Genomic DNA, 12790 nt, shown 5'->3' on the forward strand with positions numbered 1-12790 from the left:
TGTTTGTAGATATACCTATAAATATTCGCGCCGTTTATGTCGGCAAAACACATTTAAATATTTGGTTAGAAATAGGCAACTATGGGCAAATCGCTAGTAATTGTAGAGTCACCTGCTAAGGCTAAAACAATTAATAAATACTTAGGTAAAGACTTCATCGTAAAGTCCAGTATTGGACATGTGCGTGATTTACCTACTTCAGGTTCGAGCAAGGCTAAAGTACCGGCGACTAAAACGCCAGCTGAAGTTCGTAAAATGGAGCCTGAAGAAAAGGCAGCGTATAAACAGCAACGAGATTACACTAATTTAGTTGCACGTATGGGTATTGATCCTGAAAAAGGGTGGGAGCCACATTACGAAATTTTGCCGGGTAAAGAGAAAGTAGTTCAAGAGTTAAAAAAGCTGGCCGAAAATGCAGACCAAGTTTATCTCGCAACGGATTTGGATAGAGAAGGGGAAGCAATTGCTTGGCACCTTCAAGAAATTATTGGCGGTGAGCCTGAAAAATATAAACGCGTTGTATTTAACGAAATTACAAAAAATGCGATTCAACAAGCGTTTGAAACACCCGGCGAGCTAAATACCGACATGGTATATGCACAGCAAACACGCCGCTTTTTAGACCGTGTAGTTGGCTTTATGGTATCGCCATTATTATGGGCTAAAGTAGCGCGCGGGCTTTCTGCTGGGCGTGTGCAATCGGTTGCGGTACGCTTATTAGTAGAGCGCGAGCGTGAAATTAAAGCGTTTATTCCAGAAGAGTTTTGGGATATCCACGCCGATGTTAAAAATACTGAGTCACAATTACGCTTAGAAGTCACCAAACAAGCAGACAAGCCATTTAAGCCCGTAAATGAGGCTGAGGCTACAGCCGCAGTTAAACGCCTTGAGAGCGCAGAATATAAAGTAATTAGTGTTGAAGAAAAACCAAGTAAAAGCCGCCCAAGTGCACCTTTTATTACTTCAACTATGCAACAAGCCGCCAGTACCCGTTTAGGCTATGGCGTTAAAAAAACCATGATGCTTGCACAGCGCCTTTACGAAGGCGGTTACATTACTTATATGCGTACCGACTCAACTAACCTGTCAAAAGATGCGGTTGAAATGTGTCGTGATTATGTAACTCAAGAGTTTGGTGCAAAATACTTACCTAAAGAGCCAATTAGCTACAGCTCAAAAGGTAACGCACAAGAAGCGCACGAAGCGATTCGTCCTTCAAGCGTAACAGTACTTTCTGGACATGTAGAAGGCGTTGATGCGGACGCTAAAAAGCTGTACGAATTAATTTGGCGTCAGTTTGTAGCCTGTCAAATGGTGCCTGCAGAGTACGATTTAACAACGCTTACTGTGGCCGCTGATGAGTTTCAACTAAAAGCAAAAGGGCGAGTACTTCGTTTTGATGGTTGGACAAAAGTGCAACCTGCGGTACGTAAAAAGAATGAAGAAGATCAATCGCTGCCAGCAGTAAAAGAAGGCGAAGTACTTAGTTTAATTGAGCTTGATCCTAAGCAGCACTTTACTAAACCGCCAGCGCGCTTTAGTGAAGCAAGTTTAGTAAAAGAGCTTGAAAAACGTGGTATTGGTCGTCCATCTACGTATGCATCAATTATTTCAACAATTCAAGATCGTGGTTATGTACGGGTAGAAAACCGTCGTTTCTTCGCTGAAAAAATGGGCGAAATAGTTACCGACCGTTTGGTTGAGAACTTCACCGATTTAATGAACTTTGACTTTACGGCTAAAATGGAAGGTCGTTTAGATGATATCGCCGAAGGCGAGCGTGTATGGACTCAGGTGCTTGATAAGTTTTATGCTGATTTTTCTACGCAATTAAACATAGCCAAAGATGAGCCAGAGCAAGGCGGAATGCGCCTTAATCAAATGGTCGAAACCGATATTGACTGCCCTACATGTGGCAGAAAAATGGGTATCCGCACAGCATCTACAGGGGTATTTTTAGGGTGTACAGGTTATAACTTACCGCCTAAAGAGCGTTGTACAACCACGATGAACTTAGTTTCAGGGGATGAAGCGGTTGCCGCAGATGTTGAGGACATTGAAACTGAAACATTAATGCAAATGAAGCGCTGTCCAATCTGTGAAACGGCTATGGACTCTTACCTAATAGACGAAACCCGTAAATTACATGTTTGTGGTAATAACCCTGCTTGTGAAGGGTACATCGTTGAGCAAGGTACCTTTAAGATTAAAGGGTATGATGGCCCTATTATCGAATGTGATAAATGTGGCTCAGACATGGAGCTTAAATCAGGCCGTTTTGGTAAGTATTTTGGTTGTAACAACGAAGAGTGTAAAAATACGCGTAAGTTACTTAAAAACGGTGAAGCTGCGCCACCAAAAGAAGACCCAGTACACATACCAGAACTTGAATGTGAAAAGTCAGAAGCTTATTTTGTTTTACGTGATGGGGCTGCAGGTATTTTCTTGGCGGCTAACACTTTCCCTAAATCACGCGAGACGCGCGCGCCTAAAGTGGCTGAGCTAAAGCGTTTTAGAGACCGTATTTCACCTAAGTTTTATTACTTAGCTGATGCGCCAGAAAAAGATCCTGAGGGTAATTTAGCGGTAGTACGTTATAGCCGTAAAAATAAAGCGCAATACGTGATGACTGAAGTGGACGGAAAAGCCACAGGCTGGACTGCTCACTTTGAAGCAGGTAAGTGGGTAGAAGAAGCAAAGAAAAAAGCAACGCCGAAAAAGAAAGCGCCCGCAAAAAAATCGCCGGCTAAGCCTAAAGCAAAAAAAGAAGCTGAATAAACGTTAAAATTTATTTACAAATAAAAACCGGAATGCACAGCTTGTGTCATTCCGGTTTTTTTATATTAGGCTAAGTGTCGCAATGGCTTTGTTAGCCACATAGCCTTATACCAATCCGCAATAATATTTAATCATTTTTAAGGGCTAAACGTGTCGCTATCTGCGTTAAAAAGTTCTCATTTAACAACTAAATAGCGAATTTTTTGCCTTGCTATCAACACGTTTTTCCAGTCTCAAAATAGATCACTTAATTATGCTAATTGCTATTAATAAAAGATTTAAATTTTAACAGATGAGACTTTTTTATAGCCTTCAGACTCTAATTCGTCATTTACGCACTGTAATACATATGCATATAAATCATCGTTAGTTACGTCGTCGTCTTTAGCCCAATTTATACACATATCTGTGTATTCTGTTATTGTTTGTGCAGAAGCTGCAGGTGCATCGTCTGCGACTGCATATGTTGCAGATACAGCAAAAAGTGGTGCTACTATTAATGCTAGCAATGCTTTATTCATTTGTTTATTCCTAAATAAATGGTTTGACGATTTAAATACATTTTAATGCTGTACTTAAATAGTGCCCAATGCAGAACAACTCTGTTGGTATGGTGATTTTTAATCGAATTGAAAATAAAAGATAACGAAAAATTTTTATCGTTAAGATGAGTAAATTACTCACAAATAATTATATAAGTAATTGTGCTTAAATAAATTATAAGCTAAGGTCGCTTTTTTATAAAAAGATAAATTAATGTTAGAAGATCAAGTAAAAGCAGCTAATACGGCCCGTAAAATACACAAAGTAGAGCAGGGCTTAGAGTCATTTATATTTAAAGGTCGCTGGTTATTGGCGCCGTTTTTTGTGGGCTTACTATTTGCTGTAATATTACTGCTTATTAAGTTTTTTAAGCAGCTTTATTTAATGGGGATTGCCACTTTTAGCGCGACTAACCAAGAGCTATTGGTAGGTATACTTACGTTGGTTGATACCGCCTTATTGGCAGGTTTATTACTTATTATAATTTTTAGTGGTTATGAAAATTTTGTATCTAAGCTTAATATTGATGGCCATGAAGATAGGCCATCATGGATGGGCAAGGTTGGCTTCTCTGGTTTAAAAATGAAGTTGATCAGTGCAATAGTCGCTATATCGGCAGTGGAGCTTTTAAAGGTATTTATTAATTCAAATATTCACTCAAGTGATGAGTTATTTTGGAAAGTGATAATCCACGTTACCTTTGTTAGCTCAGGCGTATTATTTGCGCTCACTGATTATTTAAATAGTAAAACACAATCACATTAAAAAGGTTAAATTAGTGTTTTGACGGCCGGTATTTCCTCTTAATACCGGCTGTAGCAGCCCCACGATTTGAGCGCACAAAAAAGCCCGATAAAATCGGGCTTTTTTGTATTGTTAGTCAGGGCATTCTCATTTTACAAAAGCAAAATAGCACCCAAAACCGCTTATGCTTAACGTATTACCTTCTAAAGTGGCACTACAATGAGATAGTGAGTCATGCGCTTCAGTCACTGTTTTAGTCAGCTCAACTGTTTGATTGGTTTGTGCTAAATTAAACACACACAGCATTGTTTGCTCATTTAATGTTCTGTAAAAAGCGAGTATAGGCTCGGCCGTCTTAATAAACTCAATGTCGCCTTCTAATAACACAGCATGCTGTTTACGCCATGCCATAAACTCACGGTAGGCATTAAGTATAGAGTCTGAATCTTTATCTTGAACAGATACAGCACTTTGAGTGTGCGCGTTATCGACAGGTAACCAAGGTTTTGCATTACTAAAACCTGCATGTTCTGAGCTATTGTCATCCCACGGCATTGGTGTTCTGCAGCCATCACGGCCTTTAAAGTTAGGCCAAAAAGTAATGCCGTACGGGTCTTGTAAGTCTTCAAATGCAACAGAAGCTTCACCTAAGCCAAGCTCTTCACCTTGGTACATGCATACGCTACCACGCAAAGAAGCAAGTAGGGCTGTAAGCATTTTGCATTGTGCAGAGTTAATTTCACCACTTTGGCTCCAGCGGCTCGCTACGCGCTCTACATCGTGGTTGCTAAACGCCCAGCATGGCCAACCCTCAAGCATACGTTGCTCCAGTGTTTGTACTGTTTCTCTAATGTATTCACTTGAATAATCATCAGTAAGTAGTTCAAAGCTGTAGCCCATGTGCAGCTTATCACCGCCTTGGGTATATTCTGCCATTGTGGCCAATGAATCTTCTGATGAAATTTCACCTAACGACACAGTACCTGGGTACTTATCAAGTAATGCACGTATGTCTTGCATAAACTCAATGTTTTCTGGCTGAGTGTTATTATAATAGTGATACTGAAAAGCATACGGGTTATCTTCACTAAAGCCACGGCCTTGGCGCTTATCTTTTGGCTTTGCTGGATTATCGCGCAGTTGTGCATCGTGGTAGCAAAAATTAATTGCATCTAGCCTAAATCCATCAACCCCTTTTTTAAGCCAAAACTCAACGTTATCAAGCACTGCTTTTCTTACTTCTGGGTTATGAAAGTTTAAATCAGGCTGTTCGGTTAAAAAGTTATGTAAATAGTACTGACCACGACGAGGCTCCCATTGCCACGCGCCGCCACCAAATATAGATAACCAGTTATTTGGCGCTGTACCATCGTCTTTAGCATCTGCCCATACGTACCAGTCGGCTTTATTATTGTTTTGGTTTTCGCGGCTATCTAAAAACCATTGATGTTGGTCTGATGTATGGCTTAACACTTGGTCAATAATAATTTTAATACCGCGTTTGTGAGCTTGATCTATTAATTCGTCAAAGTCGTTCAAGTCACCAAAAATAGGGTCTATGTCGCGATAATCGCTAATATCATAGCCAAAATCTTTCATTGGCGATTTAAAAAAAGGAGAAATCCAAATAGCGTCAACGCCTAAGCTTTTAATGTAATCAATGCGATTAATTATCCCTTTAAGATCACCAATACCATCGTTATTGCTATCTTGAAAGCTTCGCGGGTAAACCTGATAAATAACCGCACCTTTATACCACTGCTGTTGGGCCATGCTTTTCTCCGTCGTTCCACACAGTATTTATATTGTTATTAGTTCGATTGAAACAATCGCTAAATTTTCAAAAAGCATACGTGAAGGGGGCTACTCTGTAAAAAGCCTGCATACGTATGCAGCTAATTTACTCACTTAAAAGTACTTTTAAGAAGGTGTATTTAAGGTGCTGTATTTTTATTGCTAGCTTTACCAATCATGCTTTTTACTTATAAATAAAAAGGTGCGATCTGTTTTGGTGCTTATTTTAAAAGGCTTGCACGGTATTGGTGAAAGTGTCGAATGGTCTTACCAATTTCATAAAACTCAAATTATTAAAATAACTTATGTAAATATTAAAAAATGCCTTATTTAACGCTAGTTACACGCTGTATCGTAAGTAATTCATACTGCGCACAAATGTATTTTTATAAAACTCATTAACAATCATGTTGCACCATAATAATAAATTTAAAATCAATAGGTTAGCCTTGGGTTTGTGAACTTATTGTTAATTTTTAATGCGTTGCATAGTCTTGAATACGTATGCATAAAGTTGTTAATAAAATAATTCGAGCGTTAATATTGATGCTGACAACAAAATTAGCTCGCCTGTTTGACTATCACTCAAATAAAGAAGCGGGTATCACAATATGGGTAACGGGAAAAACATCATGTCTATGTTCAAACCAAGTATATTAACTTTGGCATTAGCAACTGCAGGTTTAGCAAGCTTTACCTCTGTAGCAGCGCAAGAAGATACAGTTAAAAATGATGACGTTGAGGTTATCGAAGTAAAAGGCTTTCGTGGCAGTGTTGTTGAATCTATCAACACCAAACGCTTTTCTACACAGGTTGTAGAATCTATTTCTGCAGAAGATATAGGTAAACTACCTGACTCATCAATTGCTGAGTCTATTGCACGCTTACCTGGTTTAACAGCGCAGCGCCTAGATGGTCGTGCAAGTAGAGTATCAATTCGTGGTTTTGGTGAAAACGAAAGTGGTACTACGTTTAACGGCCGCGAGCAAGTATCTATTGGCGATAACCGCGGCGTAGAGTTTGACCTTTACCCTTCAGAAATCATGAGCGGCGTTACTGTATATAAAACACCTAACGCAAGTATCGAAGCCGAAGGTATTGCCGGTGTTATTAACATGCAAACCGTGCGTCCTTTAAGTAAAGGCGAGCGTGTATTCCAAGTTAATGGCCAATACGAGCAAACCAGCTTTGATAAACTAAACCCAGACGGTAACGACGACGGTTATCGCGGTACTATTTCATACATTGATCAGTTTGCTGATGACACTATAGGTGTTGCATTTGCACTAAACACCATGAGTTCACCAAACCAAGAAAAACGCTGGAACGCTTGGGGCTACCCCGAAAGAGAAGTAGGTGGCCAAACATATTCAATTTTAGGTGGTGCAAAACCATTTGTGCGTTCATCAACACTTGAACGTGATTCAGCCATGCTCGTACTAGAAGCGGCACCCACTGACAAACTAAATATGACGTTTGATGCATTATATGTAGATTTTACAGATGAAAAAATCTTACGTGGTATCGAAATTCCATTTGCATGGGGGCAAGGCTCAATTGACCCTGCAAGCGTAGCTGTAGATGATGCAAGCGGATTTATTACCAGTGCTGTTACTAATGGCCAGCGTGTAGTTGTTCGTAACGATTATGAAGAGCGTGAAGCAGAGCTAACCGCATTTGGTTTTAATACTAAATACGATATTGACGATGCTTGGTCAGTTGAGTTTGATGCAAGTTACTCGCAAGTTGATCGTAAAATTTGGAGCCTTGAAAGTTACTCAGGTACAGGGCGTGGTGATTCACGTGGCGTTGCAGATAACTTAGGTTACACATTTAACGGTGGTAATACTGGCGCTACGTTTACTCATGACTTAGATTACAGTGACTATAGTTTGATTCAATTAGGTGGTCCACTTTCTTGGGGGTCAAACAAAGCATTGAATAATAAGTATGGTTTAGTTGATGCTGATGGAAATGATATTTCTGGTTATAAAGATCAGGCACAGGATGGATTCATCAATGCCCCAACCATTGAAGATGAGCTGTCTACGTTAAAGCTAGCGGCTTCTAAAGTATTAGAAAACGAATACTTTAGCTCAATTGAATTTGGCATGTCTTATAAAGAGCGCGAAAAAACCAAAGATTCGCAAGGCTTTTATATGACACTATCGGGTTTTTCACTTGATAATCCTGGCATGCTAGCTGTGCCAGAGCAGTACCGAATGGGCAGTGTCGATTTAAACTTTATTGGCATGGGCGATATGATTGCCTATAACGCTAACAGTTTATTAAACGATGGCTATTATACACTCGTTGACCAAAGATTAGCAGACACAAGTCACTTAACTAAATCGTGGACAGTAAAAGAAGAAATTACTTCGGCGTTTGTACAAGCTAATATTAATGCTGAAGTGAGTGGTTTAGCATTAACAGGTAACATTGGTGTACGTTATGTACATACTGACCAGTCTTCACAAAGTAACGCTTTTAATTCAGACGATGATGGTAATATTTTTGTTACGCCGACAGATCTTAGCCACGATTATTCTCACGTATTACCAAGCTTAAACTTATCACTAGCAATTGATGAGCAGCAAACAGTGCGTTTTGGTGCAGCTAAAACAATCTCACGCGCCCGTTTGGATGAAATGAACTCATCTGTTGATGCGTCATACAACACAACACCTGATGAAAATGGTAACTACTGGTCTGTATCGGGTGGTAACCCTAATTTAGAGCCAAAAGAGGCAACGGGTTACGACTTAACATACGAAAACTACTTTAGTGATGAAGGTTACTTCTCTGCTGCGTTTTTCTACAAAGACATAACCCAGTGGATTTTTGACGGCACATACGAAATTGATATGTCGGGCGTTGCTGACCCATCAACAGGTGAAATTCCTGCAACATCTGAGGGGACGGGCAGTGGTAAAGTTAATGGCGGTGGGGGTGACCTATACGGTTACGAGCTATCTCTCGCGCTACCATTTAAAATATTCCACCCGTCACTTGAAGGCTTTGGCTTAATTGCCAGTCATACCGGTATTGAATCTGACATAGAAGATCAAAACGGTAACGAGTACGAGCTACCGGGTCTATCAGATAAAATTCAAAGCTTAACGGTTTACTACGAAATGAATGGTATTCAATTACGTACTAGTATGCGTAAGCGTAGTGACTTCAAAGGTGATGTATATGGGCTAGGTTTTGATACTCAACAAGTTGATATTCTGGGTGAGACTATTTGGGATGTGCAAGCAGGATATGACTTCTCTGAAGCCGGTATTGAAAGCCTCGAAGGTTTATCTATTCAGTTCCAAGTTCAAAACTTAACAGAAGAGCCGTTTACATCGCTTTCTGGCGATAACGCGCTACAAGTTCGTGACTACCAAGATTACGGTCGTACTTACTTGTTAGGCTTTAGCTACAAGCTATAATAAAGGTTGTGTGTAGGAGCCCTTGTAATTTGTTTTACAAGGGCTTTTTTATAGCTACTTTATCAAACTTAACAAAGCTTTAAACTGTAAACGTGGACAATAATATGAAATCAATAAAACACGTCGTAATTGCTGGTGGTGGCACGGCAGGGTGGATAACAGCCGCATTGCTTAATAAAGTGTTAGGTAAAGTAATTAACATAACGCTGATAGAATCAAGCTCAATAGGCACTATAGGTGTTGGTGAAGCAACAATTCCGCCTATTATTCAACTTAATAACGCGCTGGGTATAAACGAGCAAGATTTTATAAACGCCACCAATGCATCTATAAAATTAGGTATTGAGTTCGAAAATTGGAAAACCCTCTCTCATAGCTACATGCATGCTTTTGGCTCATTTGGAAAAGATTTCCCCTTTTGTGATTTTTACAATTTTTGGGTAAAGGGAAAAATTACAGGCTCTGAAGATAGCCTATGGGATTTTTCGTTAAATTACCAAGCGGCAAAACAGCATAAATTTGCTCCCCTAAATACTATACCTAATACGCAACTGCCTGGCTTGAGTTATGCGTATCATTTTGATGCAACTTTATATGCCGATTTTTTAAAAAAGATCGCAACATTACGGGGTGTTGAGCATATTGATGCCAAAATAGAGCAGGTAGAACAATGCCCTCTATCAGGCAATATAAAATCATTAACCCTTGATAATGCACAGCAAATAAATGGCGACCTTTTTATAGACGCTACAGGCCAGCGCGCCTTACTCATAGAGCAAACCCTTAACACAGGTTTTGTAGATTGGTCTCATTACTTACCATGCGATAGCGCCGTTGCTGTGCAATCTCGTGGTACTGATTCGCTAAAACCTTATACGCGTTCAATTGCACACAGCGCAGGCTGGCAGTGGCAAATACCGCTGCAAAGCCGAATAGGTAATGGCTTGGTGTATTGTAGTCGTTACTTATCTGACGATGCGGCAACGCAGTTATTATTAAATAATTTACCCGCTGAGCCCATTACTGAGCCGCGGGTGATTAAATTTAAAACAGGACGGCGGTTAAAACAATGGCATAAAAACGTGGTGTCGGTTGGCCTTGCAAGTGGCTTTTTAGAGCCGTTAGAGTCTACCAGTATTCATTTAATACAAAGTGCCGTAACCCGTTTAATAAAGCTGTTTCCGCATAATGGTATTAGCGATGCGTTAGTTGCAGAGTTTAATAAGCAAAGCGTAACCGAAATAGAGCACATTCGTGATTTTATAATTTTGCATTACAAACTAACAGAGCGAGAAGACTCTCCATTTTGGCGACAATGCAAGCAAATGGATATTCCCGATTCATTAACCCATAAACTCAATTTATTTAAACACACAGGCAAAGTAGTGCGTGAAAACGATGAACTATTTGCCGAGGTTGCTTGGCAACAGGTTTTTATTGGCCAAGGGCTTATTCCCAATGATTACAACAGTATTGTTGACTCACTCAGTAGTGAACAACTTAACGATTTATTTTCCACATTAAACACGCTTATTACTTCAACGGTAGAGCAGCTACCTCCTCATAAAGAATTTTTAGCAAAAATTAAAAAGGTCTAATGATGAAATTTTTAAATAAACTTTTACTCGTAGGTGCATGTACCTTACCAACCATTAGCTACGCACTTGACGTTGAGCCAGCTAATTGGTGGGTTGGTATGAACAAAAATACCATCACCGTCATGGTGCATGAGCAAAACATTGCAAACGAGCAAATTAAATTAGCTAAATACAACGGCGTTAAGTTAAATAAAGTAACGCGCACAGATAACCCAAATTATGTGTTTTTGAATATTACTGTTAGCGATGCTGCTAAAGCCGGAACGCTTGAATTTAATAGCAGCAAAACACGCAATAACTTTGAGTTTCCACTTCTTGAGCGAGATAAAAACAGCGCTCAGCGTCAAGGGTTTACATCAGCTGATACGCTTTATTTAATTAACCCAGATCGCTTTGCTAATGGTGATAAACAAAACGATACGGTTCCAAGCATGTTAGAAGCGGCAAACCCAAGTATAAAGGGCGGGCGCCACGGTGGTGATATTCAAGGTGTTATAAACGCATTACCTTACTTAGATGATTTAGGTATAACACAGCTTTGGCTTACCCCAGTACTTGAAAACAACATGCCAGATTATTCTTATCATGGTTATGCAATTACAGACTTTTATAATGTTGACCCACGTATGGGCTCAAACCAGTTATACAAAACGTTATCAATAAAGGCAAAAGAACATGGTATAGGGCTGGTAATGGATATGGTACTAAACCATTTTGGCTCTGAGCATACATGGGTTAAGGATAAACCCACTAAAGATTGGATTAACTTTAATGGCGAGTTTAATAAAGGCAAAAATGCTACTAGCCATGCGCGACAAACCATACAAGACCCACACGCCAGTGAATACGACAAGCGCCAGTTTAACGATGGCTGGTTTGTAGAAACCATGCCTGATTTAAATCAGCGCGAACCACTGTTAAGCGAATATTTAATTCAAAATTCGATTTGGTGGATTGAATACGCGGATTTAAGCGGTATTCGCGTTGATACCTACTCATACTCAGATAAAGCATTTTTGAGTGATTGGACAAAAGCCATTATGCAAGAGTACCCAGACTTTAATATTGTTGGCGAAGAGTGGACGTCTAACCCAGCTATTGCCTCTTACTGGCAACGTGGCAAGCATAACCAAGATGGCTATACATCAAGCTTACCAAGCGTGATGGACTTTTCTTTACAGGAGTCTGTAATTCAAGCACTAAATGAAGATGAAAGTTGGAATACCGGTTGGGTTAAAGTATATGAATCGCTAGCTAATGACTTTTTATACCCTGATACCAATAACATTATGGTATTTGCCGATAACCACGATATGAGCCGTGTTTATACCGAACTTGGCCAAGATGTTGCTAAAACAAAAATGGCGATGACGTTATTTTTAACCACACGTGGTATAGCGCAAATGTATTACGGCACCGAAGTACTGTTAGATAACACCCCAAGTAAAGATCATGGCGATATTAGAATCGATTTCCCAGGTGGATTTGAAGGCCAAACGAGTAATGCCTTTACAGGTAAAGGGCTCACGGCGCAGCAAAAAGACATGCACAAAACAATTAGCACCTTGCTTAACTTTAGAAAAGATAGCTCTGCGCTAGATAAAGGCAAACTAGTGCACTTTACGCCTCAACAAGGGGTGTATAGTTATGCCCGCATTAGCGACGAGCAAACGGTGTTGGTATTTATGAATAAAAATACTCAAGCGCTACAAAAAAACATTGAGTATATGCAAGAGGTGATGCCTAACAGCACCACAGCATTTAATTTATTTACTCAACACACACAAAAGCTTGGTAAAACCATTGAATTACCAGCCATGAGCGCAACGGTACTCGTTATAAATACGCCACAATAGTGACCTGAATACGTATGCAGCAACTGTATGGTTGCTGCAG

Annotated in this window: 7 protein-coding genes; 5 read left to right on the top strand and 2 right to left on the bottom strand. The window is 39.8% G+C overall.

The genetic code is table 11. The features are described from left to right. The first annotated feature begins 81 nt into the window (after positions 1-81). Positions 82-2778, top strand: a complete 2697-nt coding sequence (gene topA, locus WDB87_RS08355; protein WP_286247263.1) for a type I DNA topoisomerase — start codon at positions 82-84, stop codon at positions 2776-2778. A 278-nt stretch (positions 2779-3056) separates the two neighbouring features. Here the strand turns inward: topA and WDB87_RS08360 are convergent, their stop codons facing one another. Then, positions 3057-3299 carry a hypothetical protein gene (locus WDB87_RS08360; protein WP_286247265.1) on the bottom strand — a complete coding sequence of 81 codons (243 nt, stop codon included), beginning with the start codon at positions 3297-3299 and terminating at the stop codon, positions 3057-3059. A gap of 235 nt (positions 3300-3534) precedes the next feature. Here WDB87_RS08360 and WDB87_RS08365 point away from each other — a divergent pair, with 235 nt between their 5' ends. Next, positions 3535-4086, top strand: coding sequence for a TIGR00645 family protein (locus tag WDB87_RS08365; RefSeq protein WP_337849595.1), 552 nt, complete (start codon positions 3535-3537; stop codon positions 4084-4086). 126 nt (positions 4087-4212) lie between these two features. Here WDB87_RS08365 and WDB87_RS08370 read toward each other — a convergent pair whose 3' ends face one another. Beyond that, entirely contained in the window at positions 4213-5838 is a 1626-nt protein-coding gene (locus WDB87_RS08370) for an alpha-glucosidase family protein (RefSeq protein WP_286247269.1), read from the bottom strand. A gap of 653 nt (positions 5839-6491) precedes the next feature. Here WDB87_RS08370 and WDB87_RS08375 point away from each other — a divergent pair. From WDB87_RS08375 to WDB87_RS08385, 3 genes are all read left to right on the top strand, one after another. Beyond that, the gene (locus WDB87_RS08375) at positions 6492-9296 is read left to right on the top strand and encodes a TonB-dependent receptor (RefSeq protein ID WP_337849596.1); all 2805 of its coding nucleotides are present in this window, start codon (positions 6492-6494) and stop codon (positions 9294-9296) included. A 104-nt stretch (positions 9297-9400) separates the two neighbouring features. Further along, positions 9401-10894 carry a tryptophan halogenase family protein gene (locus WDB87_RS08380; RefSeq protein ID WP_337849597.1) on the top strand — a complete coding sequence of 498 codons (1494 nt, stop codon included), beginning with the start codon at positions 9401-9403 and terminating at the stop codon, positions 10892-10894. After that, positions 10894-12750, top strand: coding sequence for a glycoside hydrolase family 13 protein (locus tag WDB87_RS08385; protein WP_337849598.1), 1857 nt, complete (start codon positions 10894-10896; stop codon positions 12748-12750). Before WDB87_RS08380 ends, WDB87_RS08385 begins: the two co-directional genes overlap by 1 nt. Positions 12751-12790: the final 40 nt, after the last annotated feature.

The sequence above is a fragment of the Pseudoalteromonas sp. C12FD-1 genome (genome assembly GCF_037414265.1).
Classification (GTDB): Bacteria; Pseudomonadota; Gammaproteobacteria; order Enterobacterales; family Alteromonadaceae; genus Pseudoalteromonas.